Annotated in this window: 18 protein-coding genes; 11 read left to right on the forward strand and 7 right to left on the reverse strand. The window is 64.8% G+C overall.

All coding sequences use genetic code 11. The annotated features are described in order from the left end of the window. Positions 1-169: 169 nt before the first annotated feature. The 3 genes from BLJ79_RS08840 (at position 170) to BLJ79_RS08850 (ending at position 3,039) form a co-directional block, all read left to right on the forward strand. Positions 170-919: a DUF5058 family protein gene (locus BLJ79_RS08840; RefSeq protein WP_071214328.1), complete on the forward strand. Its 750-nt coding sequence runs from the start codon at positions 170-172 to the stop codon at positions 917-919. 28 nt (positions 920-947) lie between these two features. Beyond that, positions 948-1,691 carry a hypothetical protein gene (locus BLJ79_RS08845; protein ID WP_071214329.1) on the forward strand — a complete coding sequence of 248 codons (744 nt, stop codon included), beginning with the start codon at positions 948-950 and terminating at the stop codon, positions 1,689-1,691. Positions 1,692-1,806: 115 nt separating this feature from the next. Further along, positions 1,807-3,039 (forward strand): amidohydrolase, encoded by a 1,233-nt coding sequence (locus tag BLJ79_RS08850; protein WP_071214330.1) that lies wholly within the window; start codon positions 1,807-1,809, stop codon positions 3,037-3,039. 104 nt (positions 3,040-3,143) lie between these two features. On the opposite strand, the gene BLJ79_RS08855 is transcribed toward BLJ79_RS08850, so the two are convergent. After that, the gene (locus tag BLJ79_RS08855; RefSeq protein ID WP_071214331.1) at positions 3,144-4,241 is read right to left on the reverse strand and encodes an NAD(P)-dependent alcohol dehydrogenase; all 1,098 of its coding nucleotides are present in this window, start codon (positions 4,239-4,241) and stop codon (positions 3,144-3,146) included. A gap of 195 nt (positions 4,242-4,436) precedes the next feature. Next, a complete protein-coding gene (locus BLJ79_RS08860) occupies positions 4,437-5,327 on the reverse strand; it encodes an Lrp/AsnC family transcriptional regulator (RefSeq protein ID WP_071214332.1) in 891 nt (296 codons plus the stop codon). Between BLJ79_RS08860 and BLJ79_RS22855 the strand changes: the two genes are divergently transcribed. The 5 genes from BLJ79_RS22855 (at position 5,326) to BLJ79_RS08880 (ending at position 11,327) form a co-directional block, all read left to right on the forward strand. Next, a complete protein-coding gene (locus BLJ79_RS22855; RefSeq protein ID WP_139194785.1) occupies positions 5,326-5,562 on the forward strand; it encodes a hypothetical protein in 237 nt (78 codons plus the stop codon). The two genes, BLJ79_RS08860 and BLJ79_RS22855, sit on opposite strands and share 2 nt — an antisense overlap. Then, complete coding sequence (locus BLJ79_RS08865; protein WP_071214333.1) at positions 5,549-6,898, forward strand: MFS transporter; 1,350 nt, start codon at positions 5,549-5,551, stop codon at positions 6,896-6,898. Before BLJ79_RS22855 ends, BLJ79_RS08865 begins: the two co-directional genes overlap by 14 nt. A 2-nt stretch (positions 6,899-6,900) precedes the next feature. Continuing rightward, complete coding sequence (locus BLJ79_RS08870; protein WP_071214334.1) at positions 6,901-8,613, forward strand: amidohydrolase; 1,713 nt, start codon at positions 6,901-6,903, stop codon at positions 8,611-8,613. Continuing rightward, on the forward strand, positions 8,606-10,246 hold the full coding sequence (locus BLJ79_RS08875) for a thiamine pyrophosphate-binding protein (RefSeq protein WP_286135314.1): 1,641 nt from the start codon (positions 8,606-8,608) through the stop codon (positions 10,244-10,246). Before BLJ79_RS08870 ends, BLJ79_RS08875 begins: the two co-directional genes overlap by 8 nt. A 106-nt stretch (positions 10,247-10,352) precedes the next feature. Then, positions 10,353-11,327, forward strand: a complete 975-nt coding sequence (locus tag BLJ79_RS08880; RefSeq protein WP_139194786.1) for a C-terminal binding protein — start codon at positions 10,353-10,355, stop codon at positions 11,325-11,327. A 134-nt stretch (positions 11,328-11,461) separates the two neighbouring features. Here the strand turns inward: BLJ79_RS08880 and BLJ79_RS08885 are convergent, their stop codons facing one another. The 4 genes from BLJ79_RS08885 to BLJ79_RS08900 all read right to left on the reverse strand — a co-directional run bounded on the left by BLJ79_RS08885 (position 11,462) and on the right by BLJ79_RS08900 (position 16,533). Next, a complete protein-coding gene (locus BLJ79_RS08885) occupies positions 11,462-12,433 on the reverse strand; it encodes a carbohydrate kinase family protein (RefSeq protein WP_071214335.1) in 972 nt (323 codons plus the stop codon). Between the two features lie 181 nt (positions 12,434-12,614). Then, entirely contained in the window at positions 12,615-13,646 is a 1,032-nt protein-coding gene (locus BLJ79_RS08890) for an NAD(P)-dependent alcohol dehydrogenase (protein WP_071214336.1), read from the reverse strand. Positions 13,647-13,684: 38 nt separating this feature from the next. Beyond that, the gene (locus tag BLJ79_RS08895; protein ID WP_071214337.1) at positions 13,685-15,127 is read right to left on the reverse strand and encodes a sulfatase family protein; all 1,443 of its coding nucleotides are present in this window, start codon (positions 15,125-15,127) and stop codon (positions 13,685-13,687) included. A 47-nt stretch (positions 15,128-15,174) separates the two neighbouring features. Beyond that, on the reverse strand, positions 15,175-16,533 hold the full coding sequence (locus tag BLJ79_RS08900; RefSeq protein WP_071214338.1) for an MFS transporter: 1,359 nt from the start codon (positions 16,531-16,533) through the stop codon (positions 15,175-15,177). 315 nt (positions 16,534-16,848) lie between these two features. Here BLJ79_RS08900 and BLJ79_RS08905 point away from each other — a divergent pair, with 315 nt between their 5' ends. After that, positions 16,849-17,685, forward strand: coding sequence for a sugar-binding transcriptional regulator (locus BLJ79_RS08905; protein ID WP_071214339.1), 837 nt, complete (start codon positions 16,849-16,851; stop codon positions 17,683-17,685). Between the two features lie 173 nt (positions 17,686-17,858). After that, positions 17,859-18,743 (forward strand): formylglycine-generating enzyme family protein, encoded by an 885-nt coding sequence (locus BLJ79_RS08910; protein WP_502686097.1) that lies wholly within the window; start codon positions 17,859-17,861, stop codon positions 18,741-18,743. A gap of 203 nt (positions 18,744-18,946) precedes the next feature. Here BLJ79_RS08910 and BLJ79_RS08915 read toward each other — a convergent pair whose 3' ends face one another. Next, positions 18,947-19,750, reverse strand: a complete 804-nt coding sequence (locus BLJ79_RS08915; RefSeq protein ID WP_071214340.1) for an SDR family oxidoreductase — start codon at positions 19,748-19,750, stop codon at positions 18,947-18,949. A gap of 81 nt (positions 19,751-19,831) precedes the next feature. Here BLJ79_RS08915 and BLJ79_RS08920 point away from each other — a divergent pair, with 81 nt between their 5' ends. Beyond that, the gene (locus BLJ79_RS08920) at positions 19,832-20,707 is read left to right on the forward strand and encodes a sigma-70 family RNA polymerase sigma factor (RefSeq protein WP_071214341.1); all 876 of its coding nucleotides are present in this window, start codon (positions 19,832-19,834) and stop codon (positions 20,705-20,707) included. Positions 20,708-20,790: the final 83 nt, after the last annotated feature.

Genomic DNA, 20,790 nt, shown 5'->3' on the forward strand with positions numbered 1-20,790 from the left:
ACTCTGGAGAGCAGCCGCCGGGACCGGTGGCTCACCGACGAAGCACGCCGGTGCCATGGGGCACCGGTTTCACTTTCAGGTTCAGGACAGAGCGGGCACGGTGGCACCGGCATCACCCAGGGCCCGCATGCACCGCACTGACCCCTTCGATGAACGGTAGAACTCCCCCATGCACGTACCTGCCATATTGCCCGCCGCTGCGGACAGCAATTCCACGGACATCCTCGCCATAGCCAATTCGCCAGTCCTCTGGGCTTGTGCTGTCGGCGTCTTCCTGGTCATCGTCGTCCAGTCCGTCATCTATATGAAGGCCGCACGGATCGCTGCACCCCATGTCGGGATGAGCCATGCCGAATTGAAGACCAGCTTCCGCGCCGGCGCCATCTCCGCGCTTGGCCCCTCACTGGCAGTGGTCATGGTTGCCGTCGCCCTGCTGACGGTCTTCGGCACCCCCGCGGTGCTGGTGCGCATCGGCTTGATCGGCTCGGTGTCCTACGAGACCGCCGCCGCGGCAATCGCAGCCAACACCGCCGGAGCCGAACTCGGCGGGCCGACCTACACGCAGGCCGTCTTTGGCCTGGCCCTGGCCGCCATGAGCCTGGGCGGGGCCATGTGGATGATTGCCACGCTCATCCTGACCCCGCTGCTCAAGAAGGGCGACTCCGCGCTGCGCAAGGTCAACCCGGCCATCATGCTCGTGGTCCCGGGTGCCGCCATGGTTGCCGCCTTCATGGTGCTGGGAATCGGCGAACTGCCCAAGTCATGGATACACGTGGTCGCCTTCGTCTCCTCGGCCGCGATCATGACCGGTCTGATGGTCATCGCCAAGAAGGTCAACCGGCCCTGGATCAAGGAATGGGCCCTGGGCATTGCCATCATCCTCTCCCTGGCCATCACCTACGCGGCCACCCGCCTCTAATCGCAGCCAAGATTCCCAGGAGCACATCATGCCTCAGGCAACAGAAATCCACCAGGCGCTCGGCGCCTTCGACAAGACCACTTCCCGCTGGGGCCGGATCACCATGATCATTGGCCTGTTCTTCTCGCTGGCCGCCCCTGCCTACCTGGTCTTTTTTGCCGGACTGGACATCCAGGTCTCCGGCATCATCGCCGCCTTCGGTGCGCTGGCCGCGGTCTTCGGGGTCATCTGGATCGTCGAGCCGCTGACCTACTTCCCGATCCTGGGCGCCTCGTCCATGTACCAGGCGTTCATGATCGGCAACATCTCCAACAAGTTGCTGCCGGCGGCCATGATCGCCCAGGCCACCATCGGCGTAAAGCCCGGCACCCGCAAGGGCGAGCTGGCCTCGGTCGCCGCGATCTGCGGTGCCGCCACCGTCCACCTGGCCTCGCTGTTCATCTTCGTCGGACTGCTGGGCACCTGGCTGGTCAGCGTGATTCCCACTGACATCGTCCAGACCATCCAGTTCTACATCCTGCCCACCGTCATGGGCGCCGTGGTCGTGCAGGCGATCGTGAGCCAGAAGGCACCGCGCTCGGCGCTGATTGCCTTGGTCGTCTCGATCATCGTGGTCTCCGTGGCCTTCTTCTTCAAGCCCTTCGGCCTGTTCTCCACCGCTGTCGCCGTGATTGCCACGGCTGTTCTCGCCTGGGTGCTGCGCGACCGCAAGACCCTGGGGACACCGGAGGACGTACCGGTGCATGCAACCCCCGAGGGGCCGGTCTACTGACCGACGCACTCGGCTGCCCGGACCGGCCCGAGACCGAGCGCATCCACACCACAGTTACCGGCGGCGGCACTCCCGGGTGCCGCCGCCCCACCCAAGAGCAAGGAAACAACGCCCGATGACGAACACCATCCCGCCGGCCCTGGCACTGACCGAGGACTCGACCGCGGAAATGCACGAGACCTACAAGTACCTCCACGCCAACCCCGAGCTGTCCATGCAGGAACACCGGACCGCCGACTACCTGGCCAAGCGCCTGGAAGACCTCGGGCTCGAGGTGTTCCGCTGCGGCGGCACCGGGGTCGTGGGCATCCTGCGCAACGGCGAGGGACCGGTCATCGGCCTGCGCGCCGACACGGACGGGTTGCCGGTGCTCGAAGACACCGGGCTGGACTACGCCAGCACCGCCACCGGCTTCCTGGATGACGGCACCGAGGTCCCGACCATGCACGCCTGCGGCCACGACACCCACATGGCCACCGCGCTGAAGACCGCCGAACTGTACGCCGCCGCCAAGGACGCCTGGGCCGGCACCATCGTGTTCGTGCTGCAGCCGGGCGAGGAAACGGCCGCCGGCGCCAAGGCCATGGTTGAGGACGGATTGTGGGACAAGGCCCCCAAACCGGAAATCATGTTCGGCCAGCACGTGATGAACGGGCTCGCCGGCACCGTGGAGATCATGGGCGGTGCGGCCATGACCACCGCGGATTCCTTCAAGGTCACCGTCTACGGCCAGGGCTCCCACGGATCGATGCCCGAGCGCTCCATCGACCCGATCGTGCTGGGAGCGGCCATGGTGTTGCGCCTGCAGACCATCGTTTCGCGCCAGGTGGCCCCGCAGTCCGCCGCGGTGGTGACCATCGGGTCCTTCCACGCGGGCCTGAAGGAAAACGTCATCCCGGACCGTGCGGTGTTCACCCTCAACGTGCGCACCTTCGATCCCGAAGTCAGGGAGATCGTGCTGGGCTCGATCCGGCGCATCATCGCCGCCGAGGCGCAGGCCTCCGGCGCCCCCGCACCGCTGATCGAGGACATCTCCCACTTCCCGCCGCTGTACAACGACCCGACCGAGGCCGAGAAGCTTGCCGAGCAATTCCGTGCCGAGTTCGGCGAGGAACGCGTTCGCCAAGGCTCGCCGGTCATGGGCAGCGAGGACTTCGGCGCCCTTGCGGCGGCGATCGATGTGCCAAGCGTGTTCTGGTTCTTCGGCGGCAACGACGCGGCGACCCTGGCCGCCGGACACCCGCCGGCCAACCACTCGCCGTTCTTCGCCCCGGTCATCGAGCCGACGCTGAGCACCGGCGTGGCCGCAGCTGTCCGCGCGCTGTTCTCCAAGGTCGGCAAGAAGTAGCGTTACGGCGCCAAGGTGGCCAAGAGGCCCCGGAATCAGCCCGTCCGTGGACGGCGCTGGTTCCGGGGCCTCGCGGCGTATTTGCCGGGTGATTGCGTATTCTCCTAGAACACGATGACCGGTTTCAGCGTCGACCCATCCGCGGAATCGGCGAAGGCCTGGTTGATGTCTTCGAACTTGTACTTCTTGATCAACTTGTCGAAGGGGAACATTCCCTGGGCGTGCAGGCTGATCAACCGGGGAATGAATTCCTTGGGCACCGCGTCGCCCTCGATGACCATGGAAACCTTGATGCCGGTCAGCAGCAGGTTGCCGATGGCGAACGGCGCCTCGGTGCCCAGCTTCGCGGCACCGACGAGGGCGCCGTGGCCGCGGGTGGCCAACGACTGGGTCATCTGCGAGAACACCGGGGGTACGCCGGTGGTGTCCAATGCGTAGTTGACGCCGCCGCCGGTGATCTCCTTGATCGCCTCGACCGGGTCGACTTCCTTGGAGTTCACGGTGTGGGTGGCTCCCAGCTCCTTGGCGAATGCGAGGCGCTCGGGCACGATGTCCACCATGATGATGGTCGTGGCTCCGGCGGCCTTGGCGGCAAGCATGCCGGCCATGCCCACGGCCCCGGTGCCGAACACCGCGATGGAGGATCCGGGCTTCGGTTCCAGGACGTTCAGGACGGCACCGGCGCCGGTCATGATCCCGCAGCCCAGGGGTCCGAGGATCTCCAGCGGCACGTCGTCGGGAACCTTGACCGCACCTCGGGCAGCGACGTTGGTGTATTCCGCGAAGGAGGACTGACCGAAGAAGTGCGATCCGATCGCTCCGTTCTGGTCCGAAAAAGTCTTCGAGCCATCGACGCGCTCGACCCCGAAGTTCCGGTCGTAGAAATTCACGCAATACATCGGGTGCCCTGCCAGGCATTGCTCGCACTGGCCACAAAAGGCAGGACCCATGACGACCTTGTCGCCCACGGAGAATCCCTGCACGTCCGAGCCAACGGCTTCGACGATCCCGGCACCTTCGTGGCCCAGGACCACCGGCAGCGGCACCGGGTACCACTGGTCGCGGATGATGGCGTCGGTGTGGCACACGCCGGAGGCGACGATCTTCACGCGGAGTTCATCGGATCGGGGCTCGTCGACCTCGATCTCACGGATCTCGAGGTCGGTTTCGGGGGCAATCGCCACTGCTGCTCTGGTCTTCATGTGTCTTCCCTTCAGGTCCTGCGCGTTCGAACGAACGCGCACGCCCACTGGGGGCTCGCGCGTCGCATCCCGCACGGCTTCGGTGGAACCATTCACTGGCGCGCAAGCGCCACGGCCCACTGCTCTCATGCTAGACCTTCGGCAGTGCGAGGCGGTTGGGACGGCCCGGAAACCACAGCTCAGAGGCACGACCACTTAGACCCTTCGTGCATAGTCTTCCTTGAGTACGTCCAGGTGCGACCAAGACACCGTGCGCTTGATTCCCGGCAGCCCACGCAGTTCCTCTAGCGAATCAAGCAGTGCTGCTGGCGACTGGCCCACCAGCGTTGCCACGGCATCGAACCTGCCCACCGTCTCGGCGGCGAATTCGATGTCGCTCGAGGCGCGAAGCAACTCGATCACCTCATCGTGCCCACCATTGATGTTCAGCCCCACGCCCATGGACAGCTGCCGTCCGTGTGCGCCGCGAGCCTCGACCGCACTGATCTTGATGATCCTCGCCTCCAGCAGCCTCTGGACGCGGGTGCGCACGGCGGTGGCCGACAGGCCCACGATTCCGGCCATCTGCCGGTAGCTGCTCCGCCCGTCGGCCTGCAGCAGCTCGATCAGCCTGGTGTCCATGGCATCGATCACCGCGTCGCCGGTGTACTTGGAGATGAAAAAGCCCTTGATGACCGAGGTGTAGATCAGGGTGTCGATCTTGGCCACCCCCGGCAACCGCCGCACGTCCGCCAGCCTTCGGTGCAGCTCCTCGTGGCTGGTCACCCTGAACTCGGCAATCAGGTCGTGGTCGCCGCCGACCGCCGAAACCAGCACCGAATCCGAATCTTGCACCAGTCCGTTGGCGATGACGCGCACCGGTCCCTCGGCCACGACCGAGACGTGGGCGATGACCCGCTGGCCCAGAAACGAGGGATCAACCGCCGCGATGACCCGAACCGTGCCCGAATCCAGCAGCTGCTGCACCCGTGTGGCCACCGTCGCCCGAGGCGCACCCAGTTCCTTGGCGATGTCGAGGAAACTGGCGCGGCCATCGAGCTGCAGCGCTCGGATGATCGCGGTGTCAATGTTTCGTGGGTCTTTCATGGCACCTTCACTTCTCAGGTATGTTTCGGATCTTGAACAAAAACTTCGTAATGACACATGGATCATTTTCTCTGGAACGCAAAAATTGATTGATCCATACAATAGCGAAGATTACCTCACAGAACACGCATTTATTGTGTTTGCCGTCACGCTTTTCCGTGGCTACAGTAGTCCGCATCACAGACAAGTTCTGGCTAGAGCTGGAAAAGGTGGAATCTCCCATGGAACAAAATAGGGCCGCAGTGAAAGAATTCAGTCACGCCCGTGCACGACGGGCCGGCATGGCCGCATTCGTCGGCACGGCTATCGAATGGTACGACTTCTACATCTACGCCACGGCGGCGGCCCTGGTCTTCGGGCCGTTGTTCTTCCCCGAGGCTGACCGCATGGTCGGCGTGGCCGCGGCCTTCGCGACCTACGCCGTCGGCTTTGCCGTCCGCCCGCTGGGCGGGATCATCTTCGGGCACATCGGTGACAAGTTCGGGCGCCGCCCTTCCCTGGTCATCACGTTGCTGGTCATGGGAGTATCCACCGCATTGGTCGGCCTGCTGCCCACTTACGCCAGCATCGGCGTCTGGGCGCCGGCACTGCTGATCGTCCTGCGTGCACTGCAGGGCCTGGCCGTGGGCGGCGAATGGGGAGGCGCGGTTCTGATGGCCGTCGAGCACGCCCCCGAAAAGCACAAGACCTTCTACGGCGGCTTCGCCCAGCTGGGCAACCCCGCCGGTGCCCTGATGGCCACGCTGATGTTCAGCGCCCTGACCTCCCGCGGAGACGACTTCCTGATGAACGGCGGCTGGCGCATCCCGTTCCTGCTCTCCTTCGTGCTGATCCTGGTGGGCTTCTGGGTCCGGAACCGTGTCGAGGAATCCCCGGTCTTCGAGGCCAAGGTCGAGGGCGCCGTCCAAGCCCTGCCGTTGAAGACCGCAATCGTGAAGAACTGGAAACCGATCTTGCTGGGCATCGGCCTGCTGCCGCTGTCCACCGGCGGATACCAGCTGACCACCACCTTCGCCACCGCCTACGGCACCGACCCGTCGGTGGGCCTGGACGAGACTCTGGTCCTCAACGCCCTGGCACTGGCTGCCTTGGTGGAGCTCGTGGCGACCCTCGGGGTGGCCTGGCTGGGTGACAGGTGGGGCCGAAAGCGCGTCATGTTCATCGGCCTGCTCGGCTCGATGATCCTGGTGATCCCGCAATTCCTGGTCATGTCCACCGGTCCCGAGTGGCTGCTCTTCGTGGCTTTCTGCGCCATGCGCCTGATGATGACCGCGACCTACGCGCCGATGGCCACCATCATGTCCCAGCTCTTCCCGCCGCAGGCCCGTTACACCTCCATCTCACTGTCCAACGGCATTGCCGCTGCCTTCTGGGGAGGGCTTTCCCCACTGGCTGCCACGCTTCTCTACGCCGCCACCGGTAGCATCTGGCCGGTCCTCGCGGTCTTCCTGGGCATGGGGACGCTGAGCATCTTCTGCCTGTACTTCGCACCGCAGCACCGTGACGAGGAGCCATACTCCGAAACCGCCGATGCCGCACCCGCCACCACGAACGAGACGATTGAGGCCTGACCATGAGAAAACTGCAGACCTTCGATGCACCGGCACGCACCTTCATCCCGCAGCTGGTCACCGCATCCACCATCCACACCATGGATGAGGCCGCCCCCGTCGCCACCGCGCTGCTGCTGCACGACGGGTCCCTGCTGGCCGTCGGCACCGAGGCCGAATGCCGCCAAGCTGCCACCAAGCTGGGACTTCCCGAACCACGCGTCCAGGATTTCGGGGACGCCACCGTGGTCCCGGGCTTCATCGACGCCCACGCGCACCCGCTGATGTACGGGCAGCTGAAGACCTGGGTCGACTGCGGACCGGAGAAGGCCAAGAGCATCCCGGAGATCGTGGCGTTGCTCAAGGAACGCGCCGCAGCGACCCCCAATGGGCTGCCGGTGCGCGGCTACGGCTACGAACAGACCAACCTGGTTGAGCAGCGCCACCCCACCGCCGCGGAACTCGACGCGGTAGCTTCGGACCGCGAGGTCTACCTGATGAACGCCTCGGGCCACGGCGGGGTCGTGAACACCTACACCTTCAAGCTGCACGGCGTCACCAAGGACACCGAGAACCCGGCTGGCGGCGAATTCTTCCGCGACGAGGCGGGCGAGCTCACCGGCGAGCTCTCGGATGCCGCCTGCAACATCCTCACCGGGCTGGAAGGCGTGAAGATCGGGCACCACGGGCCCAACTTCCACCTCGCAGACGCCCCCGAGGAACACCTGCGCCAGTTGCAGATCGCACAGGAGGGCTTCCTGGCAGGAGGGGTCACCACCGTGGGCGACGCCCAGGTCTCCCGCCGCGAATTCGACATGTACCTGCGCATGGCAAGCGCCAACCAGCTCAAGATCCGCGTGGGCATGTACCTGCTCTCGCACCTGTTGGACGAGGCTTCCGAGATGGGCATGCACGGGGCCTTCGGAAACGCTCAGCTGAGCTTCGCCGGCTTCAAGTTCTATGCCGACGGCACCCTGGGCGGTTGGACCGCCTACTTCCCGGACGGCTACGTGGGCGACCCCTGCCGCACCGGCCAGCTCTACCACGAGCCCGCCGAGTACACCGAGCTGATCGCGAAGGCCCACCGTTTGGGCCTGCAGACAGCCACCCATGCCCAGTCCCCCACCGCTCTGGAAATGGTCATCTCCGCGATCGAGGCCGCCCAGGCCGAACGCCCTGACACCGACGCCCGCCACCGGATCGAGCACTGCGGCCTCCCAACCGCGGAGCAGATCACCCGCATGGCCGCGGCAGGCATCCACCCGGTGAACCAGCCGCAGCACTACTACAACTGGGGCGAGGGCGTCACCGACGCGATCGGCACCCCCGGCGAGCGCTTCAACCCACTGGGCGAATTCATCGACGCCGGGGTGAAGGTGACCATCTCCTCCGATGCCCCGGTGGCCGAGCCGCTGCCGTTGGAGGCCATCCAGGCCGCCACCACCCGTGTGACCCGCCAGGGGCACAAGCTCGGCGGCGACGAACTGCTCATCACCGCACGCCAGGCCTTGGAGGCCCACACCATCAACGCGGCCTTCTCGATGGGCCGCGAGGATGACCTGGGCTCCCTGGTGGCCGGCAAGCGCGCCGACTTCGCCGTGCTGGCTGCCGACCCGCTGGCCGTCCAAGCCGGCGCGATCGCCGAAATCCGTGTGCTGGAAACCTGGGTGGGCGGCATCTGCCACTTCACCGCCGACCGCACAACCTCCGTGGAAAAGGAACTCGAACATGTCTAACCCGGAAACCACCTCCACCATCGCACTGCCCGAGGGCGTCGTGGCCAACAACGCCGGCTTGGACGTGATGACGGTGCTGCGCAACTACGGAATCGACACCATCTTCGGGATCCCCGGAACCCACAACCTGGAATTCTACCGCCACCTGGCCCCGCTGGGCATCCGCCCGGTCACCAACCGCCACGAGCAGGGCGCCGGCTACGGCGCCGACGGCTGGGCCCAGCAAACCGGCCTGCCCGGTGTTGTCATCACCACCTCGGGGCCAGGCCTGCTCAACGCGCTCTCCGCGGCGGGCACGGCCTACTGCGAGTCCCGCCCGCTGGTCATCCTCTCCCCCGGTGTGCCGGTGGGCGAGGAATTCGCGGACATCGGCTCGCTGCACGAGACCAAGGACGCCACCGGCGCCGTGGGCGCCATCGTCGAGTGGTCCCGCCGCGTGGCCTCCGGCACCGAGGCGGTCCAGGCGATCCACGACGCCTTCGAGCTGTTCCGCTACTCCCGCCCGCGCCCGATCCACATCGAGATCCCGCTGAACATCCTCGAGGGCCCCTCGGACGCGCCTTTGCAGCTGCTTGAAGCGGTGGCGAAACGTGCCCCGCAGCAGGCAGACGCTGCTGCGCTCGCAAAGGCGGCCGAGGCGCTGCGCACCGCCACCAACCCGGTCATCCTGGCCGGCGGCGGTTCGCTGCGTGCCGGCGCCGATGTGTTGGCGCTTGCCGAGAAGCTGGCCGCCCCGGTGGTGACCACGCTGAACGGCAAGGGCGCGATCTCCGAATCGCATCCGCTGTCCCTGGGCTCGGACATCCGCCTGGATGTTGCGCAGAAGTTCTGCGAGGACGCCGACGTGCTGCTGGTGCTCGGTTCCAAGGTGGGAGATGCCGAGCTCTGGTTCAATGCGTTGAACCCCTCGGGCACCGTGGTGCGCGTGGACATCCTGGACACCCAGCTGAACAAGAACCTCGCCGCGGACATCGGCCTGGTGGGAGACTCCACGGCCATCGTGCCGCAGCTGCTCGAAGCCCTGTCCGAACACCAGGCACCGGCGGCTCCGCGGCTGGAAGCCCTGCGCTCAACGATGCGCGCCGATGCCAGGGCCCTGTCCCCCGCATTCGCCGCACTGGCAGAACAGGTTGCCTCCGCGGTCCCGGCCAACACCATCATCGGCGGGGACTCCTCCCAGGCCACCTACCTGGGCACGGCAAGCTTCATCCCGCAGGATGCGCCGCACTCGCTGCTCTACACCCCCGCCTACGCGACGCTCGGTTACGGCCTGCCCGCATCCATCGGGGCGCGCATCGGCGCACCGGAGCGCCCGGTGGTCTGCGTGATCGGCGACGGCGCCCTGATGTTCGCCATCCAGGAACTGGCCACCGCGGTGGAACAGCGCCTGGATCTCGTGGTCGTCTGCGCGGACAACGGCGGCTACGGCGAGATCAAGCAGAACGAGCTGGACCGCGCCATCACCCCGGTGGGCGTGGACCTGGTGCAGCCCGACTGGGCGGCCCTGGCCACCGCGTTCGGCGGCACCGGAACGAAGCTCGCCGACTCCTCCGAGCTGGCCCCGGCCATCCGCACGGCGCTGGATGCCGGAGGCGTGCAGCTGATCCACGTGCCCATGGCGCTGTTCAGCTAAACATCCCTGATCCGGTGGGGTTGGGCAGGGCGCGCGTCAGCGTCCCTGCCCAACCCCACCGGCATATCGGCCACCATCCCCTCCCCCGAACCAGGAGTATCCCCCTTTGCCAGCCACACCCCGCGTGCTGATCACCGACGCCGCCGACCTGGACCACACCATCGCACTGAACCTGCTCGCCGAGGCGGGCATCGAAGCCACCTACCTGGACTCCCGCGACCGCGGGGAGATCCTTGCCGCCGCACAAGGTTGCGCCGGGCTTATCCTTGGCTACGCCTCGCTGGATGCACATATGATTTCTGCGTTGCCGAAGCTGAAAGTCGTGGCCACCATGTCCGCGGGATTCGACATGGTCGATGTGCAGGCGGCGACCGACGCGGGCATCACGGTGTGCACCGTGCCCTCCGCCGCGACGGCAGATGTGGCAACCCACGCGTTCGCCGGGATGCTGGCCCTGGTTCGCCAGCTTCCCCGTTCCCAGACCCTGGCGCGGGCCGGCGACTGGACCGGTGCCGGGCTGCCGGTGCCCCCGCGGCTTGAAAGCCTCACGCTGGGATTGGTGGGCTTCGGGAGGATCGCCCAGTTCCTGGCGAACATTGCCGGACCGGTGTTCAAGGAAGTCATCGCCTACGACCCGTTCCCCCCCGACGAGTGCTGGCCCGACGGCGTGCGCCGGGTCGAGCTGGACGAGCTGCTGGCAGGATCGAACGTGCTCAGCCTGCACACCCCGCTCACCGGCGAAACCGAAAACCTCATCGATGCCAAGGCGCTTGAGGCCATGCCGACAGGCTCCTACCTGGTCAATGTCGCCCGCGGCGGGCTGGTCGACGAATCCGCGCTGCTCGAAGCGCTGGATTCCGGCCACCTGGCAGGGGCCATGCTCGATGTGCTGGCCCAGGAACCGGCACCGGCGAACCACACGCTGCTGGCCCACCCCTCGGCGATCATCACCCCGCACACCGCCTACCGCTCCACCGCCTCGCTGCACGAATACATGGCCCTGCCGGCCCGCAACGTCATTGCCGTGCTGGCGGGAAAGGCCCCGGAAACGCCCCTACGGCTGGCTGCGGCTACAGCCTGAGGTCCAGCGTGGAACGGTGAACCACTGGTCCAGAAACAGCTGAGGGGTCGTCTGCAGCTTGCGCGCAAACGACCCCCTCAGATTTTCGCCGGGGTCAACGGAGGAGCCTCCGTGGTGCTTCGTCGAGAAGCCGGTTACTCCACGGTTGGCCCCATTCCCGAGCGTATGTTCACGAGGTTGCCACACCCCGGGTGGGACAGGACTTCGGCTTCGGTCGGCGGGTTGGCGCCGGCTCGGCCGACCGTAATCGACGCGGCGATCGATGCCCTGTGCGCCAGGCGGAACAGGTCGTCCTTTGACCAGGCTTCGTCCGGGTGGGCCAAGATTCCATATATCAAGGCAGCCATGTAGGAATCTCCGGCTCCCACCGTGTCAGCCACGGCGGTGACCTGCGGGGGAACTGCTAGTTTCACCTCGCTGGTGGCGAGATAAGAGCCCTGACCGCCAAAGGTGACAATGGCAAGCTTCGCACCCAACCCGATGATATTTCCTGCAACTCGTTGGGGTTCTTCTCCCGGGTACAGCCACTCGGCGTCTTCGTCGCTGAGCTTGACCACATCCGCCAAGGGGACAAGTTCTTCAAACGCGGCAAGCGTATGGGTGTGGCTGCCTAGGAGCGCCGGGCGGATGTTCGGGTCAAAGGTAACCACGCAGTCGCCCGCGAACCGTTCGAGCATGGATTTGACGACATCCGCTCCGGGGCTGAGGAACGCGGCAATCGATCCGGTGTGGACAAGCCTGGGTCGAAACTCGGGAACCCACTCAGGGATGTCCCAATGAATATCGAAGGTATAGCGCGCCGAGCCGTCGGGTGAGAGGGTGGCTTGGGCCGTTCCTGTGGGTCCGAAGCGAAGCGACTCGGGAAGTACTACGACGCCCGCGCCAGCCAGATGCCTCTCGATGGCGGCACCACGCGCATCACTGCCGATCGAGGTCAACAATGCGGTGGGGATGCCAAGTTTCCCCAATCCATAGGCAACATTTGCCGGTGAACCGCCGGGATGTTCGCTGGCTCCGGCAACCGAAGCGATCACGTCGATGAGTGCCTCGCCAATTACCAGGACGTCGTGGTGGAACTCTTGGTGCTCCAGGAAGTTGTGATTCATGATGGGGGCGGCCTCGCTGATCCATGGTTCTCGGGCGCTTGGCCCACTTGTGTCGATGCGTCGGGTGGGGCGAAACAATCGGAAATTCCGAGTCGCTCCGGGGAAGGTGCTGGTGAGAATTCGGCATCGGGTCGGGTGGCCCATCGGTCACGATGGGCCACCCGACCCGATGCCTCGGGACCTACTGGCCCGGAAGCACGATGGTCTTCATCTTCCCCGCACCACGGCTGCTCAGCAGGGCCTTCTCCACGTCCTCAAGCCCGAAGGAGTCCGTGACCAAAGAATCGAGGTCAATGCGATCTTCGGCCAGCAACCGAATCGCCAACGGCCAGGTGTTCGCGTAGCGGAACACACCGGTCATCTTGATCTCTCGGTTCCTGATCAGTCCCACAGGGATCGATACATCGTCGCTTCCCAACCCGACCAGGACGACCGTCCCAGCGGGCCTAACGGCGCTGATACCGCTGCGGATTGCGGCTTCGGCCCCGGCGGCGTCGATGAAGACATCTACGTCGAGCCCCTCTAGCCGGTCGCCGGCGTGGTGGGCATGCGTGGCCCCGTGTAACAAGGCGACGTCGAGTCGCTCGGCAGACACATCCGTGATGTGCACTTCGCTGGCTCCAAATGCGCGGGCCACCTGGGCGGCAATGACCCCGATGGGGCCCGCTCCGGTGACGAGCACCCGCGAACCGGCCTGGACTTCTCCCTTTTGGCAAGCCCAGATTCCCACTGACAGGGGCTCGATCAGCGCCGCTGCGGCATCGCTGATTGATTCCGGAACGGTGTGGGCAAAGTCTTCGCCAATGACCACGTATTCAGCGAAGGCTCCGTCCACGGGAGGGGTGGCAAAGAAGGCCATCTCTGGGCAGAGGTTGTACTGGCCGGACTTGCATTGGCGGCATCGCCGGCAGGGCGCCTGCGGCTCGATCGAAATGCGTTCACCAATCCGGTGATCGGAAACGCCCGCCCCCACCGCGACGATTCGGCCCGAAGCCTCATGGCCCAGCACCAGTGGTTCCTCAACAATGAAGGGACCAATGCGTCCGTGTTCGAAATAGTGGGTGTCGCTGCCGCAGATCCCCACGGCGGCAACCCGGACCAACACCTCGCCATGGCCCGGGACGGGAATGGGACATTCGGCCAGCCGTACGCTGCCAGCGGCGTCAAGCAGCGAGACCCGCATCATCGGGTTTTCGGATTTTGGGTTTTCCATGCGGCGTAATTCCTTGCTTTGCTGCTGTGCTCCGGTTGCTAGCGCCATTGGGCGCCCCATGTTGCGGTGGTCATCGAGCTTGAAGCTCGCCAGTGGGCAATCGCCTTCTCCAGGCGGCTGCGAACGTCGGCGCATTCGGGAACGCCCCATAGGTTGGTTTCTTCGTGGGGGTCCTCAACGAGGTCGAAGAGCTGCCCCTCGTCGAAGTCGATGAAGTCAACGAGCTTGAACCGCTCGTCCCTGACCATGGTCATCAAGGCCGTGTCGGTCAGGATGAAGTCCCTGGCGTGTTCCGAGAAGACGTAGCGACGTCCTTCCCAGTCCTCGCCGCGAAGAGCAGGCATGAGCGTTTCCGCTTCCATCCATTCGGGCGGTGTGAGCCCTGCAAGTTCGAGGATGGTTGGGGCCAGGTCCATCAATGAGACTAGCCCGTCGAGCTGCTGGTCGGCAGTGACTCGTCCCGGGCCCCAGATGATTCCGGGCACGTGGACACTGGGTTCGTACATCGTCCATTTCTGCGAATGGCCGTGGTCGTTCAAGGCGTCCCCGTGGTCGGAGGTGAACATGATGACCGTGTTGTCCAGGACCCCGCGCTGCTCGAGGGCCTCGATGATGCCTCCGACCTGTTCGTCAATCAACGAGACATTGGCGAAGTAGTGCCGGCGTTGCAGCTGGAGCTGCTCCTCGGTGGGGTTCTCCAATTGCACGATGGCATCGTGGTCATTGGCCTGGTGGTGTTTGCGCAGCGCCTGCAGGGGCGTCGGTTGGGAGTCGAGGTCTGCAGCCGTGCGCTTGGCCTCAGGCATCTGCCGGTCAAGGTAGGGCTCGAGGTGCTTGCTGGTTGGATCGTACGGCGGGTGGGGGCCCGGGAAACCTATCTGAAGGAAGAACGGGGAATCGTGGTCAGGATAGGTATCCAGCCAATGGCGTGAAAGATTGCCAACGAAGTTGTCGGCGTGGAGGTCATCGGGCAGCGACCATTCAAAGGCCCCAAGGCGTTCGGCGTAGTCCTCGCGCCGGCGGTAGGTCACCCGGCTGGGTTTTTCGTGTCCGCGAATCCATATTGCTTTGTCCCATTGGTCCAGGAAATACGGAAGGTTCGGGTGGGCACGATCCTTGTTCTCAACCACGTGGCGTTCGTGGAAGCCAACTGATGCCTCGTAGGGGTAGGTGTGCATCTTGCCCACGCTGGTGCAGCGGTACCCGGCACCGGCCAGCAATTCCACCCAGGAATGGGACCATTTGTCATCGTTGCGCAGCACCCCGGAGCTATGCGGGTACAGGCCGGTGAACAGGCTGGCGCGCGACGGTGCACAAGATGGGGATGCCACGTAGGTATTCGTGAATGCCGTGCCTTCCTTCACCAGCCGGTCCAGGTTGGGGGTGTCCACGTGGGTGTGCCCCAGCGCCGAGATGGAGTCGAAGCGCTGTTGGTCGGTCATGATCAGCACGATGTTTGGCCGGGTGTTTTGGTTCGACATGCTCGGTGTACTGCTTTCTAAACTGCGGTGGTTGCCCGATGCGGACATTAGTTGCGAACCTGTTCTGCTGGTTGTCCCAGAATTCCTTCGGTGTCCGAGAGTTCAAGCTTGGAGTTTTCGGAGGCGAACCAGACACACACTCCACTGATGACGCACATTAATACCAGGTAGGCCACGGCCGGCCAATAGGAACCGGAGAATACGGAGACCAGGGCCACGGCGATTGCCGGGGTGGGTGCCCCGCCAAGCAGTGCGGAACCCTGGTAGACAACACCGAGTCCTGTGTAGCGCATGCGCGTGCCGAACATTTCGGCGAAGAAGGCCCCCTGGATGGAGAACATCATCCCGGTGCCCAGCGCGTGGACGAGCACGATGACGAGCCAGGTGGTAATTGGCTGGCCAAGTTGCAGAACCGGGAAGTAGAAGAGGCCGCCGACGCCGCAGATGGCGATGCCGGTCAGGTACACCGGACGGCGTCCGATCTTGTCCGACCACATCCCAAAGAATGGAAGCAGGAACATCTGGACCGCGGCGGAAATGGTGAAGCCGACCAGGATCATGCTGCTCGGCATGCCGAGGTAGGTGGTGACGAACGAAATCGCGAACACATTAATGATGTTGTAGGTTACCGCGTCAGCCATGCGGGCACCGATGCCCAGCAGAAGATTCTTGCGGCCTTCGCGCAGCAGCGCGAAGAAGGGAACCGACCGAACTTCATCCTTGTCTGCTTCGAAGGCGGGGGTCTCTGGCAAGGCACGCCGGATGGCAAAGGCCGCGATCACAAAGAGCCCACTGAGCAGGAACGGAATGCGCCAGCCCCAGCTGAGGAATTCGTCCTCGGGGAGCATCTGCACCAGGCTGAATACACCGGTGGAAACCAGCAAGCCTGCCGGGGTGCCCATCTGGTGGAAGCTGCCCATCAGCCCGCGCTTGCCCACCGGCGCATTTTCCAGGGCGATCAAGGAACCGCCACCGAATTCGCCTCCAATTCCAAAGCCTTGGATCAGGCGGGCCAGCAACAGCAACGCGACGGACCAGGCACCGATTTGCGCGTAGCCCGGCAGCAGGCCAATGCCAAAGGTGCAGATGCCGATCATCAACACCGTGATGATCAACATCTTCTTGCGGCCCAGCTTGTCACCGAAGTGCCCGAAGACCACGGCTCCCAGCGGGCGCATCAGGAACCCGGCCGCGAAACTGCCAAACGACTGAAGCAGCGCGACGGTCGGGTCGGCTTCGGGGAAGAAGATCTTGGGGAAGACCAATGCAGCGGCAGTGCCGTAGAGGTAGAAGTCGTACCACTCAATGAACGCGCCTGCGAAGGCAGCGCCCACGGCCTTTCGTGGCGACGATTTCGTGGTCGTGTCAACCGCATTGACCGCTTGTTCGGTGTTGCTACTCGACATTGAGGGCCTTCCTGGATATCCGTATGCACTCATATGTGCACTCGGATGCGCACGAAAGTGATTGTGATAGTGGACACTAGCAAGCGGGTGAGTTGCGCGCAAGTGCGCTTAACACATTGCTCAAACGAGCGGTAAGATGAACCGAGAGTTCACCCACCGAGGCGAAGGCAGGCAAAGGCAATCCGTACTGAAGCCAAGAAAAACACGAACGATCCTGGACAGATCCTGCGCGTTGCTCGCGCCTACTTCTTGAACGACACATCCAAGGTTGCCATCGCGGAGCAAGAAGGGCTAAGTCGCTGGCAGGTTGCCCGCATGCTCGAGGACGCCCGCAAGACAGGCTTGGTGAAGATCTCCGTCGGTGACCCTGCGGAGCTTGACGCGGCCCTGGCAATCTCGGTCACCGATGCCCTGAAAATTAGACATACGGTGGTAGTCGGGCGCTCCCGCCATTTGGGACTTGAACCCTCCCTGGATGGCATCGCCGCGGCCCTCGCCGCGTATCTGCACGAAACCATTGAAGAGGGAGACTCCGTGGGTTTCACGTGGAGCAGGGCCATTGAGCTCATGGTTCCACATCTGACCGAGCTCAGACCCTGCAACGTGGTGCAGCTTGCCGGGGCACTGACCTTCACCGGGGACCGCATGGGCTCGGTCGAGGTCATCCGCCACGTAGCAAAGACCGCACACGGCACCGCGTACCCGATCTACGCTCCCATTTTTGTCGACAACCCGAAAACCCGAAGCATTCTCGAACAGCAACCAGAAATAGCCTCGTGTCTCAAGAAGATCGACCACCTTGACCATGCGGTCGTCTCCGTGGGCACCTGGAGCGAGGACGGCTCCGCGCTCTACTCCATGGTTCCGCCCGAACTCGCGAGTAAAGTCGCTTCCTCCGGCGCCGTGGGGGAAATCAGCGGCAGGGTATTCGACCGCTCAGGCCACCTGGTTAGTGAACAGTTCGATGAACGAGTGCTCGGCATCAGTGCGCAGCAATTACGCTCCGTTCCGCATATTGTCGCCACCAGCTATGGCTCGCACCGCGCCGAAGCAACGATTGCCGCTGCCCGTGCCGGATATCTCCATACGCTCATCATCGATGCCCCTTTGGCCCATGCCATCCTGGCCGCACTTGGCAGACCTGACGCGTAGTACTGATCCGCGTTCCCTTCCCCCTGCGAAATCCTGGATTTCTCGGCCACTGAAATTGATTGGACTCAGCGATCTCTTCCGAAACAGACAACAAAGAACCGGCCACCCCTTCATCGTGCTGCACCCCGGGGCGAGCTCCAACATATTCCTCTTCTGCGGCAGCAAAGACGCCCCTGCCCCCCAGCGGCGGATTGCCCCTGCACGAGGTCGCGGTGATTCCTGCCGGGCATTTCCAGATGGGCGACGCATTCGGGGAAGGCTACCGGGCAGACGGTGAAACACCGGTACACGGAGTGTCACTTGAAGCTTTTTCGCTTGATGTCACCACCGTGACCAACCGGATGTTCGCACGTTTCGTCGGCGCCTCCGGATACCGCACCGAATCGGAGATTTACGGGTCGTCGGCGGTTTTTCATCTGGACGCACAGGCAAAACGCGCCGACATCCTGGGGCACGCGGCCGGCACCCCGTGGTGGCTGAATATCCGCGGAGCCGACTGGGCCCACCCAACGGGCCCGCAATCAGCGTGGCAGGATATCCCCGACCACCCGGTGGTGCAGGTCAGCCACAATGACGCCCTCGCGTACTGCCGCTGGGCCGGGCGCAGGCTTCCCACCGAGGCCGAGTGGGAGTACGGAGCCCGGGGCGGGCTGGACAGCCAACGCTATGCCTGGGGCAACGAGTTGCTCGGGAACGGTGGCCAGCATATGTGCAACATCTGGCAGGGAACCTTCCCGACACTCAACACCCAGGACGATGGCTTCACTGCAACGGCACCGGTGAAATCCTACGCGCCAAATGGGTTTGGACTATACGAAATGGCGGGCAATGTATGGGAATGGTGCGCCGACTGGTTCCTGCCCCGCTACTACGAGAATTCGCCAAGCGACAACCCTCAAGGACCAAGCATCGGCTCGGGCCGTGTCATGCGGGGCGGTTCCCACCTCTGCCACGACTCATACTGCAACCGCTACCGGGTAGCTGCACGCAGCCAGAACAGCCCGGATTCGGCAACCAGCAATTGTGGATTCCGAACGGCGGGTGGCTATGCGGGCTAGCGGTCCGATGCCTCGCTGCGGGAGTACAACTACACGCCATTCCACAGCCTCGTTGCCGTACTGCAGGGCGCAGAACCGGAGATACCGTTGACAGCACAGTAGACCCGGCGACGTGAGGGGCAGGATTCCGACGCCTATGGCGCACTGGAAACAGGCGTGAGACCCAAGGGTTCCAACAAGGTTGCCGCGGTTCCTCCCGGGCCTCAGGCGGACCGGTTCCGTGCCTGAACCGACGCCTGCTGCGCGACCGAGCGCGGCTCGGCGAGGAACCGGCGCCAGCTGAGCACCGCGCGCTGCGCACCGGAGGCGGCGAGGTTCTCTCCATTCCGGTAGGCCCTGCCGATCGCCCCGGGAATCCGGATCGGCAGCCTCGGGTGGCGGTGGCCGAAGGCCTCCCAATAGCCTTCCAGCAATTTCTGGACGTCCAGAACCTCGGGCCCGACGAGATCTGCCACGCGCCCGGCCGGTTCCCCGAGGGCGAGCTCGGCCAGGCGGGCAGCGACCTCTTCGACGTGCACCGGCTCGAAGCGCAGGCCTCCCGGAACTGGGACCAACGGTATCCGGGCGAGCATCCGCACCGCCGGCCACACGAAGTCGGGCAGCTGCGCGGCGCGCAGCACCGTCCAGGGAACCCCGGAGCCGGCGATGGCTTCCTCGGCCCGCGCCTTGGCCCGGAAGTAACCGATCGGCATCGCTTCCGCGCCGACGACCGAGATGAGGATGAGGTGGCCGGTTCCTCCGGTCCTGGCCGCGTCCGCCAGATGGCGGGCGGCGATGTCGTCCCCCTTGGCGCCGCCGGCCAGGTGCAGCACGGTGTCCACCCCGTCCAGCGCCGCGGCAAGTCCGGTGCCCGCGACGGTGTCGCCCGGGACATGCTCGATTCCGGGCTCGTCGGCGCGCGGGTGGCGGCTGAGGATGCGCACGTCCTTGCCCGCGGCGCGCAGCCGCCGGAGAACATGGCTGCCGATGTTGCCGGTGCCCCCTGTCACGAGGATGGGTGTATTCATGATCCTGTTCCTTCTTCTTTTGTCACGTCGAGGCCCTGTGCCTCGTCGGTATGATGACGGCTAAGAGGACAAGGACGTGACATGACAGGGAAAGAAAATCTCGCCGCCCGCTTCGAGCGGTCCCGTCCGCGGCTGCTGGCCATCGCCAACCGGCTGCTCTCCTCGGACGCCGACGCCCAGGACGCGGTGCAGGAATCGTGGCTGCGCCTGGAGCGCAGCGATGCCGAGGCGATTCTGAACCTTGAGGCCTGGCTGACGACGGTGATCTCCCGGATCAGCCTGGACATGCTGCGTGCTCCCCGCCGGATGCGCGAGTATTCCTGGCAGGTCGAGCCGTGGATCGATGAACCTGTCGCGACCGCCGGCGATCCGGCGGAGGAAGCCGAACGCAGCGACCAGCTGGGCGTGGCCCTGTTGGTTGTCCTCGAGACCCTGGGCCCCGCCGAGCGGGTGGCCTTCATCCTGCACGATGTCTTCGGGCAACCGTTCGACCAGGTCGCCGAGGTGCTGGAGAAATCGGTTCCGGCCTCCCGGCAGCTGGCGTCCCGTGCCCGCCGGCACCTGCGCGGAGCGCCCGATCCCGCCCGGCCGGGACCGCAGCGTGCGCGCGAGCTCTTGGACGCTTGGCTGGTCGCGGCGCAGCAGGGGAACTTCACGGCGCTGCTGGGCCTGCTGGACGAATCCGCGGTGCTGCGCGCCGACTACGGAACCAGCAACCGCGTGATCGAAGGATCGCAGGCCATCGCGGAGCAGGCGGTACTCTCCGCGCGGCTTGCCGCCCACTCGACGCCGATCTTGGTCGATGGGCGTCCGGGTGTGGCCGCGGTGCTGCATGGACGGGTCGTGTCCATCATGGCGTTCACTTTTCGGGAGGGCAGGATCACCGGCCTCGACGTCCTGGCAGATCCCGGCCGACTGGGCCATCTGGATGTCGATGCCCTGAGTGGTCGGCAATAGCGTCCTATCCGCCGAAGCCTCGGTTCGCACCGGCACCAGGCTGGTTTATGTTCCTTGCCGATCTTGCACGTGCACGGCCCAGG

The organism is Arthrobacter sp. UCD-GKA, assembly GCF_001863355.1.
Classification (GTDB): Bacteria; Actinomycetota; Actinomycetes; order Actinomycetales; family Micrococcaceae; genus Paeniglutamicibacter.

Bases quoted from the DNA above. Each gene is read 5' to 3' on its own strand.
- BLJ79_RS08840 (WP_071214328.1), top strand. From the start codon at position 170: ATGCACGTACCTGCCATATTGCCCGCCGCTGCGGACAGCAATTCCACG.
- BLJ79_RS08845 (WP_071214329.1), top strand. From the start codon at position 948: ATGCCTCAGGCAACAGAAATCCACCAGGCGCTCGGCGCCTTCGACAAG.
- BLJ79_RS08850 (WP_071214330.1), top strand. From the start codon at position 1,807: ATGACGAACACCATCCCGCCGGCCCTGGCACTGACCGAGGACTCGACC.
- BLJ79_RS08855 (WP_071214331.1), bottom strand. From the start codon at position 4,241: ATGAAGACCAGAGCAGCAGTGGCGATTGCCCCCGAAACCGACCTCGAG.
- BLJ79_RS22855 (WP_139194785.1), top strand. From the start codon at position 5,326: ATGGCACCTTCACTTCTCAGGTATGTTTCGGATCTTGAACAAAAACTT.
- BLJ79_RS08860 (WP_071214332.1), bottom strand. From the start codon at position 5,327: ATGAAAGACCCACGAAACATTGACACCGCGATCATCCGAGCGCTGCAG.
- BLJ79_RS08865 (WP_071214333.1), top strand. From the start codon at position 5,549: ATGGAACAAAATAGGGCCGCAGTGAAAGAATTCAGTCACGCCCGTGCA.
- BLJ79_RS08870 (WP_071214334.1), top strand. From the start codon at position 6,901: ATGAGAAAACTGCAGACCTTCGATGCACCGGCACGCACCTTCATCCCG.
- BLJ79_RS08875 (WP_286135314.1), top strand. From the start codon at position 8,606: ATGTCTAACCCGGAAACCACCTCCACCATCGCACTGCCCGAGGGCGTC.
- BLJ79_RS08885 (WP_071214335.1), bottom strand. From the start codon at position 12,433: ATGAATCACAACTTCCTGGAGCACCAAGAGTTCCACCACGACGTCCTG.
- BLJ79_RS08890 (WP_071214336.1), bottom strand. From the start codon at position 13,646: ATGGAAAACCCAAAATCCGAAAACCCGATGATGCGGGTCTCGCTGCTT.
- BLJ79_RS08895 (WP_071214337.1), bottom strand. From the start codon at position 15,127: ATGTCGAACCAAAACACCCGGCCAAACATCGTGCTGATCATGACCGAC.
- BLJ79_RS08900 (WP_071214338.1), bottom strand. From the start codon at position 16,533: ATGTCGAGTAGCAACACCGAACAAGCGGTCAATGCGGTTGACACGACC.
- BLJ79_RS08905 (WP_071214339.1), top strand. From the start codon at position 16,849: ATGCTCGAGGACGCCCGCAAGACAGGCTTGGTGAAGATCTCCGTCGGT.
- BLJ79_RS08915 (WP_071214340.1), bottom strand. From the start codon at position 19,750: ATGAATACACCCATCCTCGTGACAGGGGGCACCGGCAACATCGGCAGC.
- BLJ79_RS08920 (WP_071214341.1), top strand. From the start codon at position 19,832: ATGACAGGGAAAGAAAATCTCGCCGCCCGCTTCGAGCGGTCCCGTCCG.